We start from the raw sequence: 22,225 nt of genomic DNA, 5'->3' as shown, positions 1-22,225 counted from the left end.
CAATCAGCCGGTGGCGCCCACCGTGGCCGGCTCCTGGGCCACGCCGCGACCCCGGCGCCGGTTAAGCGCGGCGTCCAGCGACCAGCGTCCACCGCCGAGGGCGGCGACCAGCAGGAAGGACCAGCAGAACAGGGCGGCGGTCTCGCCACCGTTGTTCAGCGGAAGCAGCGCCTCGGGCTGGTGCACCACGAAGTACGCGTACGCCATCGAGCCGGAGCAGATGATCGCGGCGGGACGGGTGCTCAGACCGACCAGCACCAGCAGTCCGCCGACGAGCTGGATGAGGGCCGCGTACCATCCGGGCCAGGTGCCGATCGGGATCGCCTCGCCGGTGCCCCGGTTGCCGCCGAAGATCCCGAACAGGGAGGCGGCGCCGTGCAGGGCGAACAGCAGGCCGAGCACGATCCGGAACAGCGTGGTGACGACATCGACGACTCGGACGTTGGGCATGGGACACTCCTTGCGACTAGCAGGAATAGCTGTTGGGTCCCACGGCAGAGTCACGTTATCCATTGACATAGATGCCTGTCAATAGCTTTCCATTACGCCCTTTCGGCGTTCCCTTGCGGCCCATCATGGCTCGCAGGCAAAAGGCGAGTATAACTGGGTCGCCACCGTTCAAATTGGAAAAGTTCCAATTAAGCCGGTCGTCTACGCGTCCGGTTCGGCACCCGCGACTTCCGCATCCGGGACACCGGCATCCGTGACGTGGACGGTCACCTCGAACCGCCGCGCCGGGCGCTCCCCCGGCTCCCAGCCGCGCAGCAGCACCAGCCGCAGTGCGGTCCGGCCGGGCCCGGTCGCGGTGAACCGCAGTAGCCTGCTCCCCACCCCGCCCAGCCCGTCCCGCTCCGGCCGGAACGAGTCCCCGGCCGGAGCGAGCACGTCGCTGTCCACTGCGTCGAGTTGCCACCGGTAACCCGAACTCGGGGTCTCGGCGAGTTCCACCACCACCAGATCCCCGGGCGCCACCGGATATGACCGGCAGCCGTCGGACTCGGTCAGCTCAAGGCGCGCCACGCCGTACCCCGATCTCGGCGCGGCGGGCGGTTTCCCGGCCGACTAGTGCGGCAACTCCACCGCACAGCACGCCTCTCCCTGCTCCTGAAGCAGCCCGGCGAAATCGCCGCGCTTCATCTTGAACCGGCCGCCCCAGCCCCAGGCCGGCCCCCAGGAGTTCTGGAAGAGGTAGGCATCCTCGGACTCGATTCGGTCGAGCATCAGATAACAGTGCCCGCCCGATGCGGCACCCGTCGGCTTGACGAAACCGTCGTCGTCGGGGTTGAACATGTCGGCGGTCCAGGCGGTGCCCACCACGATCGAGCCCTGGTTGTCGATCCACTCGTCGATCTCCGCCGTGTTGCGCGCGAAGGCGAAGGCGGCGAGCCGGCCACGCTCCCGGACGGCGAGCGCCCCGGACCGGACCGTCGAGCCGTTCTCCTTGCCGGGCTCGCCGTCGATCACCTTGGCCTCGTAGTAGAGGGCGTGGCCGTCGGCGTTCTGGTAGGTGCCGGCGACCGGCATCGCGTCCACCCAGCCCGCCCAGCCGAAACCGACGCAGTGCCCCGTCTGCCCCTGGTCGAGCTGGACGGTCAACTCCCAGGCCGGCGCCCTGTCCCGGGCCGGGACCGGCGCCGCCGACGGCTGGCGCTGGGTGCGCAGCCAGCGCCAGAAGACCAGGTACGCCCGCCAGTCCGAGAAGTACGGCGTCTCGGTGAGCACCTGTTCCACGGTCATCTGCCGGATCGACTCGGCCGGCTCGGCGATCTCCATCAGTCGAGGAATGTCCCAGTCCCGGGGATCCGGCCGGTAGAGCCGGCCGAGCAACTGTGGGCCGGGAATGCTGCCCGCGCTCGTCTCCGGCGGGTCCACCGCGAAACGTCTCTGCTGTTCCATCGACTCGCCTCCGGCCGGGCCCTGACGGGCGGTTGGACACCGACGACCTCGGACAGCGCCCGGACATCACCGCAACACCCGTCTGCGTAGCCGCCGCGGCACCCATTGTGCGCCCTCGGCACAATCCCGTGGGTGCGATCCGGCGAGTACGTCGAACTGCCGACAGGTCATCGACTCTCGCCGCGTGCCGGGCCGGCCCGCTCGCCGTCCCGGGCCGCCCGACGGACCGCCTGGGCGGCCTCGCGACTCGGACAGCCGGTGGCCCGGATGACGTCGGCGGCGGAGACCCGCAGCTGCGTGACGAGCGCGTCACCGAAGTTGTGCAGCCCTTCCCGGCGGGCCCGTCCCGCCTGGCGGGCGGCGACCAGCGCCCGGCGCCGGGCGGTCCCGCTGTCCCGCCCCGCACCCGCCTGCCGGCGCAGCTCCCGCACCGCGTTCGCCAGCATCTCGATCGCGTCGGGCAGGCACGCCGGGACCGGCTCCCGGTAGTCGATCACGGTCACCGTACGCCGGGCCAGGTCGCGGGTGCCCTCGATCACCCGGGTCAGTTCGGTCACTCCCCTGGCGTAGCGCTCGAACTCCTGCCGGCGCCCCCACCGCAGCGGCGCCAGCCTGACCACCTCCTCGGCACCGCTTACCGCCTCCTTCAGCCGCAGCAGGTCCGGCTCCATCCCGCGCAGCGCGTGCAGCGCCCGCACTGCCCGCTCCGCATCCCGCTCCCGCAGCCCCACCGCGATGTCCTGGAGCCGTTCGGAGAGAACTGCCAGGACCGGGGCGGCCGCCCGGCTCACCACCCGGGTCGGGTTCAGCGGCAGCAGCAGCGCGACCACGACCAGCCCGACCACACTGCCGGTCACCGCGTCGACGATCCGGGGAAGCTCCAGGTTCTGCTCGCTGGACGAGAGGGTCGCGATAAGCACGGCCGTACCGCCGACCTGGCTGACCACTGTCCCGCCCCGACCGACCAGGCCGAGCGCGACTCCGATGGCCAGGGTGACGACGACGGCGGTCTGCCACGGCCCGGTGCCGATCAGGAAGATCAACGCGTCGCCGATGACGATCCCCAGGCCCACTCCGGCGAGCAGTTCGACGGTGCGCCGGGCGCGCTGGCCGAGCGCCGCGACGATCGTGCCGACCGCCGCGGTGGGCGCGAAGACCGGGTTCGGGTTGCCGAGCAGGTTGTGCGCGATCCACCAGGAGAGCCCCGCCGCCAGTCCGGCCTGCACCGCGATCACAGCGATGATCTCCAGCTGCCGCATCCGCAGCCGGGTGACCTGGCCACCCTTCTGTCGGGCCCGACCGGCCCTCCTCCGAAGCTGGCGGACGAACGCACCCAACGGCGAGCGGTAGCGGGCCTCGGAGCGGGGCGACATGCCGGCGACTACCCGGCCCCGCTCCGCCCAACCACGGGCGCGCCGGGGTGCGGCAGGGAGCGGGCGCCGCGATCAACGGATCTCCGGCGCCCGCGACGGTCACCCCTCGGGATAGAAGAGGAAGAGCGTGCAGCCGGTGCTGGTCGCGGGGATGTGCCACGACCCGGCAGGGGCGTGCAGGAAGGTGCCGGCCGGATAGTCACGTGCGCCGTCGTTGAAGGTACCGGAGAGCACGTAGACCTCCTCCGGGCCGGGCTCGTGCAGATCCCGGCGTGGCCAGGAGGTGCCCGGGTCCATCTCCAGCACGTGGGCGTGCGCGCCGGACGACCCCTGCCACAGCGTCCGGAGCCGGATCCCGGGGAACACCTCGCGGACCGGGGAGTCGTCGACGGCAACGGAGACATAGCCCTCTTGGGCGAGGATCTCGGAATGCATACCTGGCACGGTGCCGTACCCCGTCCGGGGCGGGACAGAGCCTGTGCCGACACCGTGGGGTACTTTCCTGCCATGCACCGCTCTGCCATGCACCGGGTGGTGGCTCTGGTACGCCCGGTGCAGTCGACGTTCGAGGTCGGCTGTGCCGTCGAGGTCTTCGGCACCCAGCGGCCCGGGGTGCCGCAGCACTACGAGTTCGAGGTGTGCACGGAGACACCCGGCCCGGTACCGACCACCGCCGGGTACGCCATGTTCGTCGCCCGGGACCTGTCGGCGCTGGAGTACGCGGACACCGTCATCATCCCGGGCTGGGCGCCGGTGGAGACGCCACTGCCGACCCGGGTACGCGACGCGCTGCTGCGTGCGCACGGTCGCGGGGCGCGGCTGGTCACGATCTGCTCCGGAGTGTTCGCGCTGGCCCGTACCGGACTGTTGGACGGCCGCTCGGCCACCACGCACCTGGGACGGGCCGAGCAGTTGCGGCGGGAGTTCCCCAGGGTGCGGGTGGAGCCGGACCGGCTCTACGTGGACCATGGCGACGTCGCCACCAGTGCCGGCGCGGGTGCGGGGATCGACCTGTGCCTGCACCTGGTCCGCAAGGATCACGGTGCGGCGCACGCCGCACTGCTCGCCCGGCACATGGTGATGCCGCCGCACCGCGAGGACGGCCGGGTCCGGTACGCCCCGTCCGCACCGGCCGGCGACCCGCTCGACAGCCTGCTCGAATGGGCCGACGAGCGCCTCGGCACACCGCTGTCGGTGGACGACCTGGCCGCCCGCCTCGGCGTCTCGCCCCGCACCCTGGCCCGTCGCTTCGCCGACCGGTTCGGCACCAGCCCTGGCAGCTGGCTGCTCTCCCGACGGCTGATCGCGGCACGCACCCTGCTGGCGGAGACGGACCTGCCGGTCGAGGCGATCGCCACCCGCGTCGGTCTCGGTTCCGCCGTCAACCTCCGCCGCCGCTTCCGCGCCCAGGTCGGCACGACCCCGGGCGCATACCGGCGGGCGTTCCGGTAGCTACACCTCGATGTTCCACGACCGTGGCAGCTCACCGCCGCACCCGTAACAGACCACCCGACGTTACCGCTACGGAGCCACTGCCTATCTGGTGGCGAGGTCGGCGCAGCCGGTCTCGTCCGGCAGCAACGGCCGCAGGCCGACCTGCCAGCGGTTGTCGCCGGAGGTCCACGGCGTACGGGCGTTCGCCTTGGCTGCCGCCGCCAGCAGTGCGGTCGCCTCGGCGCCGCGTACGTCGACACAGCCCTGGTCGACGCCGGGTGACGGCGGTGTCCCCGGCAGAGCCGGACCGGGCCAGGCGATCTCCGGCGGGGCGGTCAGCCCGTTCTCGTCCGGACGCCACGGGATCGCCACCGCCGCCACCGCCTGGGCCTGGTACGGCTGCGCCTGCTCGACCTTGTCCTGCCCCAGCGTCCCGGGCAGATCGGTGAGCGCGGAAACCAGCTTCTGCAACTCGGCCCGGGCGCTGCGCTGCGCCTCGGTCAGCCCGGCCGTGCCCTCCCCGCCCTCGGCGAGCGCGTAGACCTCCAGCTCGTCGGTGCCGGCGGCGGACGACACGGTGAACCGGGTCGACGGGACGTCCGCGACCGGCGGTCGGCCGAGATCGGTGACCGTGCCGACACCGGCGTCCCGGGCCTGCTCGACCAACTGGTCGACCTGTTCCGGCGCCAGCCGCTGCTGCTGGAGGTTGGGCAGTGCGGGCGCGGGATAGATCTCGATCTGCGGTCCCTCGCTGATCACCCGCCCGTCCGCGTAGACGGTGACCATCGGCACCCGGGTCAACCAGGCGTCCGAGGGCACGAACCCGCCGACATGCTCCACCCGGAGCACCACCGCGTCCGGATCGGCCGGGCCGGAGTCGCCACCCGATCCTCCCGGTCCGTCACCGCCCGCCCCGGCGCCCTCGCGGGCACAGGCGGCCAACAGCAGAAACAGTGCCCCGACGCAGGTTATCCGGACACCTCGCCACGTTCTCATGCCATTCAGACGGGCGGGTGCCCCGGTCGGTTCCGCCTCATCCGGCCGTCACATGATCGAATTCAACCCGATCGCGGGGCGGTCGCGCCGATCTTCGCTCGCCCGAGACATTCGCCGCTCGGCGTACCCACCCCGATCCGTACCCGGCGGCGTGTGGGCGGTTGGAGGGAAGGTGGAGATGGACGCCGAGGAGGCATTCAACGCGTACCTGGCCGGCACGCTGGCCAGGTGGTCGCGGATCGCGTTCCTGCTGACCGGCGACCGGCACCTGGCCGAGGATCTGGTCCAGATCACCTTCGAGCGGGTCGCCCGGCACTGGGAGCGGATCGTGACCGGCGGCGACCCCGACCCGTACGTGCGGCGGATCATGCACTCCCAGCACGTGTCGCTCTGGCGGCGGCGCTGGCGCGGCGTGGAGCTGTGGTCCCGCCCGCCCGAGACGCCGGTCGACGATCCGACCGCCGCGACCGACCGGGCGGTCGTCGTCCGCCAGGCGTTGGCCCGGCTCGCGCCCCGCCAGCGAGCCGTGCTGGTACTGCGGTACTTCGAGGATCTCACCGAGGCGGAGGCGGCGAAGGTACTCGACTGCTCGGTGAACACGGTGAAGAGCCAGACCCGGGACGGACTCGCCCGGTTGCGGTCACTCGCGCCGGAGCTGGGTGAGCTGGTCGGTGGAGCGGAGCTGAGATGACCGAACAACTGCGTGATGTGCTCGCCGAGGTCGGCGACTCCATGCCACCGGCCCGGCTGACCCCTGACGTGTGGCGACGCGGCCGACGCGCCCGGCGACGGTCCCGGCTGCTCCGCTCCGGCACGGCCGCACTGGTGGTGCTGCTGGTCGCGTTGGGACTGCCGTGGGCGCTGAGTCGGCCGTACCCGCTGCTGTCGACCGCCGGTGACGGTGGCCCGGCCGTGCCGGCGCGGCTGTCGCTGCCGTGGATGTGGCAGGCGACCGTGCAGATGGATCCGCCCGGACCGGCGTCGGTGCTCTTCGGCGGCGACTCGATCGGCCTGCGCGGCACCGACCTGATCGACAGCGAGGGCAAACTGGCCGCGGTCGGCCGGGACGGTGACTACCGGATGCTGCTCTACGGCGGCTGGGACACCATCGCCGCCGGGGAGAGCGCACTGCTGTCCCCGGACGGTACCCGGGTCGCCCAGTCCTTTCTGCTGGATTCCGGCTTCGACAACCTCGACGGCGTCACGGTCGTCGACCTGACCACCGGCCGGAGTACCCAGCACGGCGCCCGGCGCGGCACGGGCTGCTGCGAGCCGCTGGCCTGGGCGCCGGATGGCGGGGCGTTGCTGGTCGCGGTCTCCGGTCTCACCGAGGTCATCGATCAGCAGACCGGGGTGATCCGGCACCCGGAGCGGTTGGCACTGCTCGACCTGGCCACCGACGCTCTGCTGCCGCTGCGCGACTTCACCCCCGTGCAGGAGATCCGGACCGCGTCGCGGGCCGCCTTCGCCCCGGACGGGCAGACGCTCGCGGTCACCGAGGGCAGCACGGTGCATCTGGTCGACCGGACCGGCCGGGTACGGTGGTCGGCCGAGCTGGGCGACCGGACGTACCTGGCCGGGACGGGCGCGTTCACTTCGGACGGTACCCGGATCGCGACGGTCACCCTCGACGGCTGCCTCGACGAGTGCGACGAGACGGCGTTGGCGGCCCGGCGCTGGAGCGTCGGCTTCCTCGACGCCGCGACCGGTCGCCCACTGCCGGGCGCCGGGTTCCCCGTGGTCACCGGGCAGGCGGTCCGGGCGTTGGGCTGGGCGAACGGCCGTGAGCTGGTGGTGCTGCGCTACGAGCCGGAGCGCGGCACACAGAAGACCCGTGACCGGGAATGGAACGACACCGGCTGGTACGAGACCGGTCACGTCACCCTGCTCGGCCTGAACCCGGACGGCTCGACGCGTACCCTGCTCGACCCGCCGGACGACGTGCTCACGATGGACGTCGCCCAGGACCTGCTGACCGCCGGCCGGTTCGGCGGTCCGTCGCCGACCGCCGCCGTGTTTCCGGCCCGCGGCATCATCTGGGTGGCGGCGGTCCCGCTGGGCTGTCTCGCCGTGGTGGTCGGGCTCGTGACGCTGGCCATGGTGGCCGCGATCCGCCGCCGTCGTCGCGGCCGTGGCCGTGGCCGCAGGAAGGCTGCCTAGCGTGGCGGGATGCGCCGACATGTACGGACGCCGGCCCGGGCCCGCGCTCGCCAGGCATTCAAGCAGGTACTGATGCGGCAGACCATCGGCCGACAACCAGTAGCTCAGGTCAGGCTCGTACCTGACCAGGCCTTCGGCCGCCAGCTCCGCAAGCAGGACTGGTTCGACGCGCTCAGCTCTGCGGGGACACAGGACGCTCAACGCCGTTCCAGCCACGACGAGCAGTAGACAGCATCCGAGCACCCAGCGGCCAGACGGGTCATCCGGCCATCCGACGGCATTCGGCCCGGCTGTGTGGCAGCCCGGCCTGTTTGAAGACGAGCCCGCAGCTTCCGTTCTTCGGATCCCAGAGTTGGTCGTTCGCGACCAGAGCCCGAAGCAGCGCACGCTGGTTGTCGGTCAGCGGCCGGCCCTCTCCATACGGCGTGGGAAACGCGAACCGCGCCAACGCGCCCCAGCCATCGTCGAAGCCGGTCCAACTGTCCTGCCTGGCCACTTGGCAGGCCGCCGCAGCGACCGTTTCGAAATCGGCCGCGACGCGGATCGCTGCGGCGACCAGCTCGGATCGGTGCAACCCTGGGGGCGGCGGGTCCGCCAACGCGGCCAGAATCAGTTCCCGGCTTCGCGGATCGTCCTCATGGGCCTGCGCGGCCCGCAGCCGTACCGCAGGGTCCCGGTCGGTGAGCCGATCGCGGACGTCGACGTCGAGCCGGCCGAGGCAGCGAACCCATTCCGCCTGCGGCCCGGCATCACGTCGGGCCCACTCCAGGACGAGGACGGCCAGTTCCTCCCGCCGGTCCGCGAGGCGCGGCGTCCGGACCATTGCCACCAGATTCTCTGCCCGAAACAGGGCTCGGTCCGGCGGGGATGCCACGAGCAGCGGAAGCACCACCGGATACGCCTCCGCGATCGCGTCGGCAAGGTCCGGCAGCACCTCGGCGAAATGACAATCGTCGGCCAGGCCGGTCACGCTCAGGGCCACGTCACCCAGGAACTCCAGAAGCCGTTCGACTGTGTCCGGGTGCGCACGCCCTTGGGCGAGCAGCGTGCTCAGGGCCCGGACGACCGGCGCGGTCGCCGTTCCGGGAAAACCCTGGTGCAGCACAGCGATGTCGAGGTGATCCAACGCCGCCGTGCGGGCCTCGGCGTCGCCGGACTCCAGCGCTTGCAGGTGCTTCGGAGTATCTGTGGCCCGGCCGTACGCGTGTCGGAGCCAACCCCAATCAACCGTCATCGTGAGAGGGCCCCTCGTTCGTCGGCCTCAATGTTCGCATTCCCTATCACCTCGACACCTGACGTACTCGTCCCGGCGCGACCGGACGTCCTCACACCTGGACGTGCCGTCGCGGAAGGCTACCGAGCGTCATATGAACCCTGGCGCTACCGCGCACGGTCGGCGACAGAAGAGGATGTGTATAGTGACTCCGATCAGCGATGAGGGGAGGTGAGCCCGGTGAACACCCAATGTCACGCCTGGGCGCTCCACCCGACCACCCCTGTCCGCTAACTTCGCGTCGGGGAGCGCCCTCCTAACCGGAGGAAGAATGACCTTCACCCCGTTCCGTATCGATGTATCCGACGACGCGCTCGACGACCTGCGGGCCCGGCTGGCCCGTACTCGATTCACCGCCCGCAGCGGCAATCAGCCCTGGCAGGCCGGCGCTGACCCCGACTATCTGCGACACCTGGTGTCCTACTGGCGCGACGGGTTCGACTGGCGCGCTCGGGAAGCCGAACTCAACGTACTGCCGCATTACCAGGCCCAGATCGGCGGCCGGCGCATGCACTTCCTTCGCGTACCCGGGACGCGTCCGGCGGGCACGCCCGCGCCGCTGCCGCTGATCCTGACCCACGGCTGGCCCAGCAGCTTCGTGGAGATGCTGCCGCTGGTCGATCGCCTGACCAACCCCGGCCGCCACGGGGCCGACCCCGCCGACGCGTTCGACGTGGTGGTGCCCTCGTTACCAGGCTTTCTCTACTCCGAGCTGCCGGAGGGTCCGCTCACCCGCGCGGCGATGGCGCAGACGCTGCACCTGTTGATGACCGACGTCCTTGGCTACCAGCGCTACGGCGCCTTCGGTGGCGATGTCGGCGGCGTGGTCACCGGTTGGCTGGGCGCCCTGTACCCCGAGCAGGTAGCGGGCATCCACATGATCCACCCACCGTTTCCGGGCAGCTTCGACTCCCACCCGCTGTCCCCCGCCGAGCAGGCGTTTCTCGATGCCGAAGCGGTGTACGACCAGACCGACGGCGGCTACAGCGCCATCATGTGCACCCGCCCGGACACCATCGCCGCGGCGCTGAGCGACTCCCCAGCCGGCCTGGCCGCCTGGCTAATCGACAAGTACCGAGACTGGAGTGACAATCACGGGGACCTGGAAAGCCGTTTCGACCGCGACACCCTGCTCACGATCATCACCCTGTACTGGACGAGCGGCGCGATCGGTTCCTCGTTCCGGCAGTACTTCGACTACGGCCACAACAGCCCACGACCCGACATCACCGTGCCCGCCGCGTTCACCCTGAGTACCGAACCGTCGCATGTCAACTTCCCGCGCGAGATCACCGAACGCGCCTGCACCGACATTCGGCACTGGAGCGAACCGGGCAGGGGCGGACACTTCATGCCGCTGGAGGAACCGGACCTGCTCGCCCGCGAAATCAGGCAGTTCTTCACGTCGCTTCGCCCGTACTGATCAGGAAGGGAGCCGGGTCACAACGACCCGGCTCCGCTTTCGGGCTTCACACCCATCAATCGAAAGCAAGATCTGGTACTCCAGCAGGAGATCGGTTTTAGGGTTCGGTGAGGGCTTGTCGGGCGTAGTGGCTGGTCTTGGCTTGGTGTTGGTGTCTGCGTCGGTAGATGGACCAGGCGATGACGTCGGGGACGCGTCGGACGGGGTTGATGATCAGGGCGTGGAATAGTCGGCGTAGCTCGTTGACGGTGGTGCGGTTGCGGCGGATCAGCAGCCAGTGGTGCCCGCCGTGCTGGTCGGCGGCGTGGGGCAGGGCGATGAATGCCCAGTCGTAGTAGCGGTGGCCCTTCGCCCCCGCACCGGCGGAGATCCGCTGCCAGGCATGGCGGGGCAGCCCGGCGGCGATGTGATCGGTGCGCAGGTCGAGGGCTGATTCAAGAGCATCGCCGCCAACCCCGACAGCCGCCCTCAGGCGCGTCCCCACGGCGACGGCTGGGTCGTCAGCGGCACCCGCGACGGCATCACCTGCGTCGTTACCCTGGACAAGGACGGCAGCATCTCCGGCGGCTTCCCCGTCAGCCGCGAGGGCGTCACCACCAACCCGCCGACCAACCCGCCGGCCTAACCACCGCACCCACGGGAGACCCATGGAAGTCAACGATTACATCCGGCTCAGCCCCCGGATCATCGACCAGGTCGCACCCAAGATCAGCCCGAAGTACCGGTCGATGGTCCTGATGGCCAGAGGCGCCGGCGCCTGGGACCACGCGATCACGACGCTCGTCGGCGCCCTGTGGGAGGAGGACGTTGTGATCACCACGGCGGAGAAGGACGCGCTGCGGAAGCTCATGGAGTACCTCCGGGAACCTCTGACGCGCCTGGAGCAGATCCGGACCTCGGGCTGACGGCCGAAGCGTAGATCGGGCCCCTCGAACCCTGCACCGTGTCGACCAGCCGGCGTCCCAGACCTGGCCCGATCTCGGCGAGCATGTCGATGGCGACATTCACCGAACGGTAGATCTCGGGATCCGACTGCGGAAGGTGTCAAGATTTTTGAGGCGGGTTGATCAGGAATTCTTTGAGTGAATCTGCTGGTCGTCCTGCTCCTGAGCGTGTGGGTTGATCCATGCCGCTGCGGGCAGGACTGCTGGTTCGGGGTGTTTACGGACGAATCGTTCGGGGTGGCGCTGATAGGCGGCGGTCAGGACCTCGGCGCGGACCGCGTGGACGGTGCCGGCGTGTCCGTGGTGGACGTTTTACGGAGTGTGCCAGGCGATACCGGAGTGCCGATGCTGGGTGTTGTACCAGGTGAAGAAGTCGCGGCAGAAGGTTCGGGCCTGTTCGATGTTGTCGAAGCGGTCGGGGAAGCCGGGCCGGTACTTCAGTATCTTCCAGCGGTACCCGAGTACTGGCGTTGCACCCCGACCGTGTGAGTGCCTTTCTTCAGATCACCGGTCTCGTCCACCAGCAGCACCCCGTCCGGATGTCCGAGCCGAGCGGCGACGAAATCGCGGACGTCGGCCCGTACCAACGTGTCATCCCAGCTGGCCCGGCCGATCAGGTCCTGCATACCGCCCGGACCGTCGTCGCCCGCGTGTTCGGCGATCGTCCAGCAGTTCTTGGTCGGTAGCGGTGCCAGCAGCCCGCTCACGAACTCCCGGACCCGACGCCGTGGCTCGGGCCGGGCGAACCGTGCGCCGATCGTGTCCATCAGCTCGTCGAACACCCCGGCCCATCGCTGAGCGTCTACCCTGTAGGCGGCAGCCGCCGCCGCATCCTGTTTGGTCCACACAACCTCAGGCTCGACGGTGGCTGCTTGCTGCCCAAGGACAAAACCGCACCCTCACCGCAGGCCAGAACGGATCTCCTGCTGGAGTGCTAGCGATGAGTGAGTCCCGTCCAACAGCCGTCAAACGCCCTCAACCCGGCCACGTCCGGACGGCGACCAGGCCAGAGCGATGTAACGCTGAGTAGTGCGCCGATTGCGGCAGATCAGTGCACCCCCGTCGGATCCGCCCGTTGCCGCGGACGACCTTGGCCGTGAACGCGCTGATAGCGTTGTCTCTCCAACAGAGGGAGAACGGTGACATCGGCGATATTCCACATCGACGGAGCCCTGCGGGTGCGGCGGCTCGGGTTCGGTGCCATGCACCTGCCGACCGAGGCAGGCGCCGCTCGCGAGTCGTCAATAGCGGTGGTCCGGCGTGCCGTCGAGCTCGGTGTCACGCTGATCGACACTGCCTACCTGTACGGCGGTGGAGCTAATGAGGAACTCCTCGCCGAGGCCCTGTACCCCTATCCCGATGAGCTGCTCATCACAACCAAGGTCGGCGTCGCGCGATCAGGTCCTGCGGGCGAGTGGAGACTGGACGCGCGGCCAGAGACCCTACGCACGCAAGTTGAGCAGGCGTTGCGCCGGCTGCGCGTCGAACGGATCGAGCTACTTCAGCTCCACCGCATCGACCCGGAAACGCCGCTCGCTGAGCAGCTCGGCACTCTGGAGAACCTGAGGACTGAGGGCAAGATTGGTCGGATCGGATTGTCAGAGGTCACCGTCACCGAGCTCGGCCAGGCACGTCAGATCATTGATGTGGCGAGCGTGCAGAACCGATATAACGTGCTCGACCGCGAGCATGAGCCCGTCCTCAGGGCCTGCGAGCAGGCAGGCATAGCGTTTATGCCGTGGCGGCCTGTCGCGGCAGGTGCATCAGGAACAACGGCGGCCATCGCCGCAGTGGCGTCCGAGCTCGGTGCCACCGCCACCCAGATCGCGATCGCCTGGCTCCTCAGCCATTCGCCGGTGATGCTTCCGATTCCTGGTACCGCCCGATTGCGGCATCTCGAGGAAAACCTCGCCGCCGAAGGGCTACGCCTGACTCCCGCTCAACGTGCTGTTTTGGACGGGCTACACCAACCGGCATAGGGCTCGTAGCGTGCACCGCCAACGCACCAGTTCGACACGCTCTGTGACCCCTGTTCAAGCGCCGTGCGTGCTCTGCGGCATGAGCGAGCACCTGATCAAGCGCGTTCACACGGCTCCTCGGTGCGAGCCTGGTGTGCTTGACAAGTTGTTCGAGACCCGCTCGTCGGGTCAGGTCTGAGGCGACCCTCTCGATCTCGGCACGTAGTTCGAGCGCGAGGACACCGGTCTTCTCGGGAGACTCGGCGGGGTTGTTGGTGACGAGGGATCATCATGCGGAGCATGCCCCGGCCACCCAGGCCTGCCGGTGCCGGGAAGGCAGCCACGGCGTACGCCGGGATCTGCTCGACGGCGCCACCGGCCAACTGGCGGACCTGCTGACCGCAGGCTCGGCACCCGACCGCCGTACGCGAGGCCGGTCGCGTGACCGCCGGCCACCGGGGCCCGTCCGTGACCGTGCGGACAGCCGGAAATGCGTTTCTCCGATTGCAGACACTTCGTAGGATCTCCGATGATCAAGGAGGATGACGCAGTGGGCGACTTCCAGCAGTTCGTGACTGATGTGACCCTACGTCTGTCCGCGATGTCCAAGGGCGAGTTGTACGTCGTCGGCGACGGTCTCGACCGGGACTCACTCTGGCTCACCTTTCTCGAGTCCTTCCCCGCCGGCACCAATCTCAGGTTCCGCGAGCGGTCCGAGTACGACTGCTCGACCTGCCGCGGGTTCATCAAGAACCTCGGTAACATCGTCGAGATCCACGATGGACAGGTCCGCTCCGTCTGGTCCGGGGTGTCCGCATCCGACCCGGTCTTCTCAGTCGTCGCCGCCGCAATGGACGAGTTCGTCGGCACGCTGCCGTTGTCCACCATCTTCCGGTCCACCGAGGCGCAGTACGGGACGAGGACGACCCGGACGCTGCGCGACGGCCAGGTCGAGGTGTGGCACCACCTGCACGGCCGGGTGGAGAAGCGGCATCGCGTCGAAGACGTCGGCGCGGCACGGGGCACCTTCGACGCCGCGGTGCAGGTGTTCCAGCGTGGCCTGGCCGAGCTGACCCAGCACGCTCTGGACACCGTCGTCGACCTCATCGACGACAACGCCCTCTACCGCGGCACGGAGCATCGTCGGGCGGTTACCGAGTTCCGGTCACTGCAGAACCGGTGGACGAAGGCGACCGACGGACGTGCCTTCATTTTCGCCAACGCCATGAACCCGGCGGCCCGGTTCCGCAACACGGTGATCGGCACTCTCGTGCAGGATCTCTCCGCAGGCGTCGACCTGGAGCAGGCGGTCCGGTCGTTCGAGACGAAGGTGGCACCGCAGAATTACCAGCGCCCCAGGGCGTTGATCACCCCGGCCATGGTCAAGGCTGCCATGAAGACCATCGACGAGTTGGGCATCGAGGAGTCGTTGCAGCGACGGTTCGCCCGGCTGTCCGACGTGTCGGTCACCAACGTGCTCTGGGTCGACAACGACACACAGTCGCGGATGAAGGACGGCATCGAAGGGCTGCTCATGCAGGCAGCCACCACGAGGTCGGCAGGTGGCCGCCTTCGTGACGCGAAGCCGGAGGAGATTCCCGTGGTCACCTTCATGAAAGACATCCTGCCCGGCGCCGCGACCATCGACCTGTGGGTCGCCAACAGCCACGAGCCGCACTTCGTCAGTCTCACCACCGGCCGGCACCCGGCCGCCCCGCGGCTGTTCACCTGGGACAACGATTTCGGCTGGTCCTACAACGGCAACGTCACCGACTCGATCAAGGAGAAGGTCAAGCGGGCCGGCGGCAACGTCACCGGCAAGCTGCGGGTGAGCCTGTCCTGGTTCAACCACGACGACCTCGACCTGCACGTGTTCGAACCCAACGGCGACCACATCTGGTACAAGGACAAGCGCAACAAGCTGGACGTCGACATGAACGCGGGCGGGGCGTTCTCGCGCGAGCCGGTGGAGAACGTCACCTGGACCGACAACGTCCCCGACGGCGAGTACCGGATCGAGGTGAACCAGTTCAACAAGCGGGAAAGCACCGAGGTCGGCTTCGTGATCGAGACCGAGAGCAACGGGAAGATCGAGCATTACAGCCACGAGCGGGCGGTCGGTCACAAGGAGACCGTCGAGGTGGGCCGGATGACTGTCGTCAACGAGGTGATCACCGCCTTCCGGCCGGGTAAGGACATGCAGCCGGGCAGCGCAGGCAAGGACCTCTGGGGAATCACCACCGAACAGTTCGTGCCGGTGTCCACCATCATGTACTCGCCGAACTACTTCGACGACAGCGAGGTCGGCAACCGCCACTACTTCTTCATCCTGAAAGGGTGCGTGAACGATCAGCCGACCCGGGGAATCTACAACGAGTTCCTCCGCGGCGACCTGCAACCGCACCGCAAGGTGTTCGAGGTTCTCGGCGATCGCACCAAGTGCGAACCGTCCCCGGACCAGCTGTCTGGCCTCGGCTTCAGCTCCACGGTCCGCAGCTCCGTGGTCGCCAAGGTGACCACGACCGGCGGCCGGCGCCACCTCATCAGTATCCAGTTCTGATTTCCTACCCCAGAAGATCGGAGAGAGGCCATCGTGACCATCTTTGAGAAGGCCACACGGGAGAAATTTCGCTACCCGTCGGCCAAGGGACTGCTGACCACGGAACAGCTGTGGGAGCTTCCGCTGACCGCCAAGTCCGGCTTCAGCCTCGATGACGTGGCCAAGGCGGTCAACGCCGAACTCAAGGCCGTCGACACCGAGTCGTTCGTGGCGACCGAGCCCAATCCAGCCAAGGCGACCTTGGAGAGCAAGTTGGAGGTCGTCAAGCACGTCATCGCCATCCGCCTCGCCGAGGACCAGGCGGCGAAGGCAGCGGCAGCCAAGAAACTCGAGAAGGAGAAGCTGCTGGCAGTCCTGGGCCGCAAGCAGGACGCGGTCCTGGAAAACCTGACCGAGGCAGAGCTGCTGGCCCGAATCAACAACCTGTAGCCCGCCGACGATCAGCGTCTGCCAGCAGGCCCGCACATCGCCGAGAAGTACGGTCGCCATGCAAGACCTGCGCGACCAGGGTCGGCCCCGGCGCCCAGATGCTGACCGGGGCCGAGGGGACGTCTCGGTCAGGGGTTGATGAGTCTCCATTCGCCTTCGGAGATAACGTCAACGGTGCCATCGACCACCTTGATGGCAGTGTTGTCGTCGATGGCGTACGTCGGGACCGGGATTCCGGCCGCCCACTTCTGGATGTTGGGCAGGTCGGTGTCCTCCATCTCGGGATGATTGAGGTGGGGATACAGCGTGAAGTCCACCAGTCCCAGCGCCCGGTCGGCGCCCTGCGCCATGTCGCTGCCATCAGGGACAAATGCAAGGTCGAATTCGGCGTCGCAGTTGTACGGGGTGACCGCGATGCTCCCGGCGCTGACCCCCACATAAACCGTGTCACTCAGCGACGGCAGGAGGTCAGCCAGGCCCGACTGACGCAGCCAGTAGGTCAGGTAGAGCACATCGCCGCCCCAGACGAGGAGGGCATCGGCCGACCGAACCGCCGGGACCCAGTTCTCTTCTCGGATGGTCGGCAGCGCGGTGAGCTCCAACAACCCCAGGGACTTCCAACCCAGCTGGGACAGCGGGATCGAAGCCCGACCATGAATCGCCTTCCACGCCCTCTCACTCCCGCCGGGAAAGGGGTAGACACCGGTTGGGATGAACAGGGCCGTGGCCTCGGCGATCGGCTTGCCCAACAGGTCGACGAGCGCGTCGGAGATGCTCGGGTTACAGATGCCCGACGACGTGAGAAGGAACTTCATGACATCCGCTCTCCTGAAGACATTGCATAAAGGCGATCATGTTGTCCATGAGGACCGGCGTCCCGACTCGCTAACCCGAGCGACACATCGGTGGATCATCCGCTGGCGGCGTCCAACCGTCAACTGCCGCGGTCTGTTCGTACCGGTCATCGTCGACGCATGCCCGCGTCGGGTTGCCGGATGCCTTTTCGTCGACGCCGCGCTGCCGTCACCAGCCGGGCCTACCCCCGTCGCCCCAGCTGAGCTGTTGGATTTTCTTCGGCCGAAGGTTGTCGAGGGTCGGCTGCCGCAGTGGACAGAATGGTGGGACGAGTCCGACGTCGCGCCGATGTTCCCCGACGCGAAGACCCGCTCAGCGGTGTCTGCTGAGCAGCCGCGGCTGCCGCTGAGCTACTACGAGGGGCTGGTACCCACTCCGGCCGGCTGGGACGAGCGTCCGTGTGGTTACCTGCTGTTCGGCCCCCCGTACGAACCGCTGGCGAAGGAGGCGACGGAGCGAGGGTGGGCTGTCGAACATGTTCCTGGTCGGCATCTCCACCAACTGGTGGAGGCGGAGGCGGTAACGGCCAGGATCGTTGCCATGGCTGCCGCGTGGCACTGACTTGTACCGTTCGCTTTCCCTGGAATCGATCGGACCGGAAAGTCACACCCGCTCAACTCCAGTGACGACGCTCTACTCGGCAGATAATCCCGGGCCTTCGCAGACCGAGGCGCACGAAAACGCGCTCCTATTTGTCAGGCTCGACGAGGCCGCCAGCGTCAGGCGCCACCTTCCACAGCCGGGCGGTCCCGTCTCAACTGCCGGTGGCGAGAGCCGGAGGTCGCAGACGACGAGACACCGGCCGATCGGCAGGTCGCGGCCGAGGACGTGGGCGAAGTACGCGGCTGCGGCGACTGGTTCGGCGACGAAGCCGCATCGGTCGAGTTGTGCCGGGTATGGCTCCACCCGGCGGGGTGGGTGAGCACCACCCTGTCTGGTGCTCCGCCACTGACCCGTCGTGCCTCGGTGCTGACCCGAGCCAGCACGGTGGCGATCGCGTCGGTGACGGTGATTTCCCGTTCGGCGAGCCAGATGACGCGGTCGTCGATCCGCCGTTTCGGGTTGGCCTCGAAGCCTGCGGGGCGGGCCGACGCGGCCCGTTCGGCATCCGTACCGGTCAGCAGCGGCCCGGCACCGGGGCCGGCGAACACCCCGGACGACAGCAGCGGAGAGGCGTCGAACAGCATTGGCCTCGCCGGCCCGTCCGGCCCCGCGAACATCGCCACCGTCGACGAGGTACCGAAATCGACTCCGAGACGATATCCACCCAATGCCACGCGATCACCTTATGGCAATGCCTCAAGATTCCATTGAGGAGTCGCCGGGGCCAGGACCAGCGACTCCTCGACCTCCACGGCTACCGACAGCGTCACCCCGTCGGTCGCGCTATCAACCAGCTCGAACGCCACCGAGTCGGGGCCACCAACACGGCCTAGCGGTGCGTGGCGGTGCGGCTGACGAAGGCACGCCACGCCGCCGGCCGGAAGGTCAGCACCGGACCCGCCGGGTCCTTGCTGTCCCGCACGGCGACCACCCCGGGCAGGTTGTCGGCTACCTCGACGCAGTCGCCACCGCTGGTGCCACTGCGGGTCGACTTCCGCCACCGGGCGTCACTGAGGCGCATGCTGGCTCTCCACTTCCTTCAACAGGGCGAGCGACTGGTCCTGCGGCAAGGCTACGCTGCGAACGCCCTCCCATCGGGCGAGGAGTGCGGCGATCGAGTCCTCGTCATCGACGACGAGCCCGGCAAGCTGGTTCTCCATGTGCCCTACCCAGTTGCCGTCGGCGGATCTGGCCAGGGCGAGCGGGCCGGAGAGGCCGACGTGCAGCCCAGTGCTCGCGGGGATGATGTGCAACTGGATGTAGGGCCGCTCGGTCATCCGCAGCAGGTGCGCGAACTGCTCGGCCATGATGGCATCCGTGCGGCGCAGCGCCGCCTCGTCGATGACGGCGATCACCAGCGGCGGATGGTCCCGGGTCAGGATTTCCTGTCGGGCAATCCGGGAGGCGACCAGCTTCTCGACCTCCTCCTCCGGCCGGGTGGCGTCGAAGCCGAGCACCGCGCGGGCGTAGTTCTCGGTCTGGAGCAGCCCGGGAATCAGGGTCGGGTGGTAGTAGCGAAGCTGTGTCGCGGCCCGCTCGGCGTCCAGCCAGGCCCTGAACCAGGACGGCTCACTGTCCCGCTGCGCCGCCTTGAGTAGGGACACGAACAGGCCGCCGGTCTCCAGGATCTCGTCGGCCCGGGTGGCGTACGGCATGTCGACTGCCCGCGTACCGGTCTCCACTGCGGAGACAGTCGAGGCCGAGTAGTTGCTCCGCTTGCCGAACTCCTCCTGCGGCATGCCGCGCAGGGCTCGCTGCCTGCGGAGCTGGTCGCGGAGGAAGGCGAAAGCGTCCTCGTGTTCCATCGGACCTCCAGAGGGTTGTCTCAGATCACCATCAGTTCGCCAGTCGCCGCCGCCGGCTCACCAGAGCTGCGCCGTGACCTGCTCGATCGCCTTCCGAGCCTAGTGCCGTCCACAGCAGAGTGTCACCCAGCGGAACTGCTCGGTGACCGTCAAGCGCCCGGGTGGAACCTGCCTCGGGAGCCGGTCCCGACCTCCCCCCGCCGGGATCGGCTCCCTTCCACTCCGGAGGAGGTTGTGATGAGAAGGCTGCTTCGGCATCTGACCGGACCACGGCCCTGCCACCGCCGGGACTGGCGCCGGCTCTGGCGGTACTGCCGCTGCGGTTGGCGCTGGCGCTGCCCGGATTCGACGGAACTGATCCCCACGCCCTACCAACCGCTGCCCCCGGTGCAGTTGACCGAGGCGGAGCGGGCCGAGATTCGTACCCTCTCGGCCACGCCGCCGTCCGACGCAGCGGAGACGGCCCCACCGGCGCGGGCGGGCAACCGGCGGCCCGGGTGGGACGCGCCCACCCGGTCACATCTGGCGAACGGCCGGGCGGGTGGACTGACACCCGGCCAGGAGTACCGCGCCCGCCGTGGCGCGCGGGCGTGACCGGTGATCGGCCCGCAGGAACGTTGGCGTAAGCACATCCCGACGCATCCGTCGTACCGGTGCCGCAGCTGCACCGACCCCTGGCCCTGCCCACCCGCGCGGCTGGCGCTGGCGACCGCCTATCGGAACGACCGGGTGGGCCTGATGGTGTATCTCGGCGCGCACCTCGCCCGCGCGCTGAGCGAGCAGCCCGACACACATCCCGCACTGCTCGCCGGGCAGATCCTCTACTGGGTACCCCGCCGCCGCTGACCGCGTCGCCAACCGAGCCGGCCACTGCCACGCAAACCCGGGCGCACAGGCGGAGGCAGCTCCACACTCTTCGCTGTCGAACCGAGACATTCGCCACATGCGGCACTCCACCGACGAGGCGCCGCAACCGGTACTAACCCTCCATGACCAGATCCTGGATCTCAAGTTGGGCATCGACAAGCTTGGCTGCCGCAGGTAACCCTCGCAGTCGTTTCCCCAACGGAGTCCGCTCTGTCCACATCAGAATCCGCGGTTGTCCATATAGGATCGGCGCAACGGATTCATGTTCCGGTCCGGTACCGGACGGGCTTGCCCAGCGGGCACTGATCAGCTTTGCTGGGCGAGCCATCTTTCGCAGATGCACGGGGGCTTCTGATCGAATCAAGCGTGGCGGGGACGCCCTGTCCCGCTACCCTCGGTCGCCCCGTGCGGTAGAACCGCAAGGAGCCTGCATGAACAAGCGCGTGGGCGCGGCTGTCGCCGCGCTCAGCCTGGGCCTCGCGACGGTGGCGGCGACCCCGCCCCTGTCCGCGTCAGCCACCCCGCCCGGAACTCCTCCGTCCACCCTGGTGATCCCTGGGGACAACTTCCACCCGGAGAGTGTCACCGCCGCCGGCTCGGACGTCTACGCCGCCAGCATCGTCACCGGTGCCGTCGTGCGGTTCCGGCAGGGTGTCTGGACCGCGGAGGAGTTCGTCCCGGCAGGCGTCAACATCGGCACCGCGGGCATCCTGGCCGACATCGCCCGCAACGTACTGTGGACCTGCGGCATCGATCTGAGCTTCCAGACGCCGACCGTCCTGCGGGCGTTCAGCCTGACCACCAAGTCGATCGTCGCCACCTACACCGTGCCCGACCGGGGCGTCTGCGCCGACATCGCGCTGGTGGGCAGTGACGTGTTCATCACCGACACGGTCGACCCCACCCAGTCGCCGGCGTTGCCCGGCCGGATCCTGAAGCTGACCACGCCGAGCCCCAACTCCGCCGTCGGTGGCACGCTGAGCGTCTGGTCGGCCGACCCGGCTTTCACCCAGCCGACGGGCGGATTGCAGATCAACGGAATCGCGTACGACGGCAAGTCCAGCATCTACACCACCAACTACAGCGGCGGCCGGCTGGTCCGGGTCGACATCGCCGCGGACGGTTCCGCCAAGCCGGCCGTGGTGGTACCGGTGTCGCGTCCGTTGCAGAACCCTGACGGCATCCGCATGCTCGACGCCAACCGGCTGGTCGTCACCGAGAACGCGGGCCCGGTGACCGTGATCGACGTCCGCACCGGCGCGGTAACCGAATACGCCACCGTCGACCAGCCGTCCTCCGTCGTCCGGGTCGGCGACTGGCTGTGGGTCGCCGAGGGACAGATCCTGCGCCTGCAAACCGGCCAGCAGCCGAACATGCCCTTCAAGATCCGCCGTCTGCTGGTCGAACCGACCGCGTAGTCCCAGCCAGCCGCCACCGGTCGCCCGCCGCCCTGACACCAGACCGGCCCGCCCCGGATCGCCGATCCTCCTTCGGCCTCCGGGGCGGGCCACCTGCGGCGAGCACTCCGGAAGGACGACGGGCGCGGTGGTCCGGCGGTCGACCGGAGCGCTCCGGTCGACCGCCGGACCGGCCAGCCGGGTCGGCGGGGTGCTGCGGTCCTGCCACCGGGGAGGAAGCGGCTACCGTCG

25 protein-coding genes and 1 pseudogene are annotated in these 22,225 nt (G+C 68.9%); 13 read left to right on the top strand and 13 right to left on the bottom strand.

Annotated elements, in window-relative coordinates; translation table 11 throughout:
• Positions 1–3: 3 nt before the first annotated feature.
• The 5 genes from CLT71_RS03295 to CLT71_RS03275 form a co-directional block, all read right to left on the bottom strand.
• Positions 4–450: a DoxX family protein gene (locus CLT71_RS03295; protein ID WP_101365789.1), complete on the bottom strand. Its 447-nt coding sequence runs from the start codon at positions 448–450 to the stop codon at positions 4–6.
• A gap of 201 nt (positions 451–651) precedes the next feature.
• The gene (locus tag CLT71_RS03290) at positions 652–1,020 is read right to left on the bottom strand and encodes a protease inhibitor I42 family protein (RefSeq protein ID WP_101365788.1); all 369 of its coding nucleotides are present in this window, start codon (positions 1,018–1,020) and stop codon (positions 652–654) included.
• Between the two features lie 42 nt (positions 1,021–1,062).
• Positions 1,063–1,896 (bottom strand): C1 family peptidase, encoded by an 834-nt coding sequence (locus tag CLT71_RS03285; RefSeq protein ID WP_101365787.1) that lies wholly within the window; start codon positions 1,894–1,896, stop codon positions 1,063–1,065.
• A 167-nt stretch (positions 1,897–2,063) separates the two neighbouring features.
• Positions 2,064–3,269 (bottom strand): FUSC family protein, encoded by a 1,206-nt coding sequence (locus CLT71_RS03280; protein WP_486483018.1) that lies wholly within the window; start codon positions 3,267–3,269, stop codon positions 2,064–2,066.
• A 99-nt stretch (positions 3,270–3,368) separates the two neighbouring features.
• On the bottom strand, positions 3,369–3,704 hold the full coding sequence (locus CLT71_RS03275; RefSeq protein WP_101365786.1) for a cupin domain-containing protein: 336 nt from the start codon (positions 3,702–3,704) through the stop codon (positions 3,369–3,371).
• 72 nt (positions 3,705–3,776) lie between these two features.
• Between CLT71_RS03275 and CLT71_RS03270 the strand changes: the two genes are divergently transcribed.
• A complete protein-coding gene (locus CLT71_RS03270) occupies positions 3,777–4,721 on the top strand; it encodes a GlxA family transcriptional regulator (RefSeq protein ID WP_486483017.1) in 945 nt (314 codons plus the stop codon).
• An 84-nt stretch (positions 4,722–4,805) separates the two neighbouring features.
• Here the strand turns inward: CLT71_RS03270 and CLT71_RS03265 are convergent, their stop codons facing one another.
• The gene (locus CLT71_RS03265; RefSeq protein ID WP_101365784.1) at positions 4,806–5,699 is read right to left on the bottom strand and encodes a hypothetical protein; all 894 of its coding nucleotides are present in this window, start codon (positions 5,697–5,699) and stop codon (positions 4,806–4,808) included.
• 178 nt (positions 5,700–5,877) lie between these two features.
• On the opposite strand from CLT71_RS03265, the gene CLT71_RS03260 reads away from it, so the two are divergent.
• The 3 genes from CLT71_RS03260 to CLT71_RS36345 are packed head-to-tail and all read left to right on the top strand — an operon-like array spanning position 5,878 to position 8,087.
• On the top strand, positions 5,878–6,390 hold the full coding sequence (locus CLT71_RS03260) for a SigE family RNA polymerase sigma factor (RefSeq protein ID WP_101371097.1): 513 nt from the start codon (positions 5,878–5,880) through the stop codon (positions 6,388–6,390).
• Positions 6,387–7,859, top strand: coding sequence for a hypothetical protein (locus CLT71_RS03255; RefSeq protein WP_101365783.1), 1,473 nt, complete (start codon positions 6,387–6,389; stop codon positions 7,857–7,859). Before CLT71_RS03260 ends, CLT71_RS03255 begins: the two co-directional genes overlap by 4 nt.
• Positions 7,860–7,868: 9 nt before the next feature.
• Entirely contained in the window at positions 7,869–8,087 is a 219-nt protein-coding gene (locus CLT71_RS36345) for a hypothetical protein (RefSeq protein WP_143743353.1), read from the top strand.
• A gap of 31 nt (positions 8,088–8,118) precedes the next feature.
• Here the strand turns inward: CLT71_RS36345 and CLT71_RS03250 are convergent, their stop codons facing one another.
• A complete protein-coding gene (locus tag CLT71_RS03250; protein WP_486483016.1) occupies positions 8,119–8,985 on the bottom strand; it encodes a hypothetical protein in 867 nt (288 codons plus the stop codon).
• 418 nt (positions 8,986–9,403) lie between these two features.
• Here CLT71_RS03250 and CLT71_RS03245 point away from each other — a divergent pair, with 418 nt between their 5' ends.
• A complete protein-coding gene (locus tag CLT71_RS03245) occupies positions 9,404–10,555 on the top strand; it encodes an epoxide hydrolase family protein (RefSeq protein ID WP_101365781.1) in 1,152 nt (383 codons plus the stop codon).
• Positions 10,556–10,652: 97 nt separating this feature from the next.
• Here the strand turns inward: CLT71_RS03245 and CLT71_RS03240 are convergent, their stop codons facing one another.
• Complete coding sequence (locus CLT71_RS03240; protein WP_486483015.1) at positions 10,653–11,039, bottom strand: hypothetical protein; 387 nt, start codon at positions 11,037–11,039, stop codon at positions 10,653–10,655.
• Between the two features lie 163 nt (positions 11,040–11,202).
• On the opposite strand from CLT71_RS03240, the gene CLT71_RS36340 reads away from it, so the two are divergent.
• Positions 11,203–11,460, top strand: a complete 258-nt coding sequence (locus CLT71_RS36340; RefSeq protein ID WP_143743352.1) for a hypothetical protein — start codon at positions 11,203–11,205, stop codon at positions 11,458–11,460.
• 351 nt (positions 11,461–11,811) lie between these two features.
• Here CLT71_RS36340 and CLT71_RS03225 read toward each other — a convergent pair whose 3' ends face one another.
• Both CLT71_RS03225 and CLT71_RS03220 read right to left on the bottom strand, forming a co-directional pair.
• The gene (locus CLT71_RS03225) at positions 11,812–11,901 is read right to left on the bottom strand and encodes an integrase core domain-containing protein (RefSeq protein WP_486483646.1); all 90 of its coding nucleotides are present in this window, start codon (positions 11,899–11,901) and stop codon (positions 11,812–11,814) included.
• 41 nt (positions 11,902–11,942) lie between these two features.
• Positions 11,943–12,266: pseudogene (locus tag CLT71_RS03220) on the bottom strand (transposase); the annotation flags it as partial.
• 372 nt (positions 12,267–12,638) lie between these two features.
• Here CLT71_RS03220 and CLT71_RS03215 point away from each other — a divergent pair.
• The 3 genes from CLT71_RS03215 (at position 12,639) to CLT71_RS03205 (ending at position 16,446) form a co-directional block, all read left to right on the top strand.
• Positions 12,639–13,478, top strand: coding sequence for an aldo/keto reductase (locus CLT71_RS03215; protein ID WP_101365779.1), 840 nt, complete (start codon positions 12,639–12,641; stop codon positions 13,476–13,478).
• A 529-nt stretch (positions 13,479–14,007) separates the two neighbouring features.
• A complete protein-coding gene (locus CLT71_RS03210) occupies positions 14,008–16,017 on the top strand; it encodes a hypothetical protein (RefSeq protein WP_101371095.1) in 2,010 nt (669 codons plus the stop codon).
• 33 nt (positions 16,018–16,050) lie between these two features.
• On the top strand, positions 16,051–16,446 hold the full coding sequence (locus CLT71_RS03205; RefSeq protein WP_101365778.1) for a hypothetical protein: 396 nt from the start codon (positions 16,051–16,053) through the stop codon (positions 16,444–16,446).
• 128 nt (positions 16,447–16,574) lie between these two features.
• On the opposite strand, the gene CLT71_RS03200 is transcribed toward CLT71_RS03205, so the two are convergent.
• Positions 16,575–17,261, bottom strand: a complete 687-nt coding sequence (locus CLT71_RS03200; RefSeq protein WP_101365777.1) for a Type 1 glutamine amidotransferase-like domain-containing protein — start codon at positions 17,259–17,261, stop codon at positions 16,575–16,577.
• Here CLT71_RS03200 and CLT71_RS36335 point away from each other — a divergent pair.
• On the top strand, positions 17,260–17,862 hold the full coding sequence (locus CLT71_RS36335) for an alpha/beta hydrolase (RefSeq protein ID WP_143743351.1): 603 nt from the start codon (positions 17,260–17,262) through the stop codon (positions 17,860–17,862). The genes CLT71_RS03200 and CLT71_RS36335 overlap by 2 nt on opposite strands.
• A gap of 267 nt (positions 17,863–18,129) precedes the next feature.
• Positions 18,130–18,615 carry a hypothetical protein gene (locus tag CLT71_RS36330; RefSeq protein ID WP_143743350.1) on the top strand — a complete coding sequence of 162 codons (486 nt, stop codon included), beginning with the start codon at positions 18,130–18,132 and terminating at the stop codon, positions 18,613–18,615.
• A gap of 118 nt (positions 18,616–18,733) precedes the next feature.
• On the opposite strand, the gene CLT71_RS03185 is transcribed toward CLT71_RS36330, so the two are convergent.
• Positions 18,734–18,925 (bottom strand): DUF397 domain-containing protein, encoded by a 192-nt coding sequence (locus CLT71_RS03185; RefSeq protein WP_101365774.1) that lies wholly within the window; start codon positions 18,923–18,925, stop codon positions 18,734–18,736.
• Positions 18,912–19,709: a Scr1 family TA system antitoxin-like transcriptional regulator gene (locus tag CLT71_RS03180; protein ID WP_101365773.1), complete on the bottom strand. Its 798-nt coding sequence runs from the start codon at positions 19,707–19,709 to the stop codon at positions 18,912–18,914. Before CLT71_RS03180 ends, CLT71_RS03185 begins: the two co-directional genes overlap by 14 nt.
• 237 nt (positions 19,710–19,946) lie before the next feature.
• Between CLT71_RS03180 and CLT71_RS03175 the strand changes: the two genes are divergently transcribed.
• Entirely contained in the window at positions 19,947–20,303 is a 357-nt protein-coding gene (locus CLT71_RS03175; protein WP_101365772.1) for a hypothetical protein, read from the top strand.
• A gap of 704 nt (positions 20,304–21,007) precedes the next feature.
• Positions 21,008–21,994 (top strand): hypothetical protein, encoded by a 987-nt coding sequence (locus CLT71_RS03165; RefSeq protein ID WP_101365770.1) that lies wholly within the window; start codon positions 21,008–21,010, stop codon positions 21,992–21,994.
• Positions 21,995–22,225: the final 231 nt, after the last annotated feature.

This window comes from Plantactinospora sp. CNZ320 (assembly GCF_002846275.1).
The sequence above is the reverse complement of the archived record's forward strand: the minus strand, read 5'-3'. Positions and strand labels throughout refer to the sequence as shown.

Coding starts and splice junctions, on each gene's coding strand:
- CLT71_RS03295 (WP_101365789.1), bottom strand. CDS start 450: ATGCCCAACGTCCGAGTCGTCGATGTCGTCACCACGCTGTTCCGGATC.
- CLT71_RS03285 (WP_101365787.1), bottom strand. CDS start 1,896: ATGGAACAGCAGAGACGTTTCGCGGTGGACCCGCCGGAGACGAGCGCG.
- CLT71_RS03280 (WP_486483018.1), bottom strand. CDS start 3,269: ATGTCGCCCCGCTCCGAGGCCCGCTACCGCTCGCCGTTGGGTGCGTTC.
- CLT71_RS03275 (WP_101365786.1), bottom strand. CDS start 3,704: ATGCATTCCGAGATCCTCGCCCAAGAGGGCTATGTCTCCGTTGCCGTC.
- CLT71_RS03270 (WP_486483017.1), top strand. CDS start 3,777: ATGCACCGCTCTGCCATGCACCGGGTGGTGGCTCTGGTACGCCCGGTG.
- CLT71_RS03265 (WP_101365784.1), bottom strand. CDS start 5,699: ATGAGAACGTGGCGAGGTGTCCGGATAACCTGCGTCGGGGCACTGTTT.
- CLT71_RS03260 (WP_101371097.1), top strand. CDS start 5,878: ATGGACGCCGAGGAGGCATTCAACGCGTACCTGGCCGGCACGCTGGCC.
- CLT71_RS03255 (WP_101365783.1), top strand. CDS start 6,387: ATGACCGAACAACTGCGTGATGTGCTCGCCGAGGTCGGCGACTCCATG.
- CLT71_RS36345 (WP_143743353.1), top strand. CDS start 7,869: ATGCGCCGACATGTACGGACGCCGGCCCGGGCCCGCGCTCGCCAGGCA.
- CLT71_RS03245 (WP_101365781.1), top strand. CDS start 9,404: ATGACCTTCACCCCGTTCCGTATCGATGTATCCGACGACGCGCTCGAC.
- CLT71_RS36340 (WP_143743352.1), top strand. CDS start 11,203: ATGGAAGTCAACGATTACATCCGGCTCAGCCCCCGGATCATCGACCAG.
- CLT71_RS36335 (WP_143743351.1), top strand. CDS start 17,260: ATGACATCCGCTCTCCTGAAGACATTGCATAAAGGCGATCATGTTGTC.
- CLT71_RS03200 (WP_101365777.1), bottom strand. CDS start 17,261: ATGAAGTTCCTTCTCACGTCGTCGGGCATCTGTAACCCGAGCATCTCC.
- CLT71_RS03185 (WP_101365774.1), bottom strand. CDS start 18,925: ATGCGCCTCAGTGACGCCCGGTGGCGGAAGTCGACCCGCAGTGGCACC.
- CLT71_RS03180 (WP_101365773.1), bottom strand. CDS start 19,709: ATGGAACACGAGGACGCTTTCGCCTTCCTCCGCGACCAGCTCCGCAGG.
- CLT71_RS03175 (WP_101365772.1), top strand. CDS start 19,947: ATGAGAAGGCTGCTTCGGCATCTGACCGGACCACGGCCCTGCCACCGC.
- CLT71_RS03165 (WP_101365770.1), top strand. CDS start 21,008: ATGAACAAGCGCGTGGGCGCGGCTGTCGCCGCGCTCAGCCTGGGCCTC.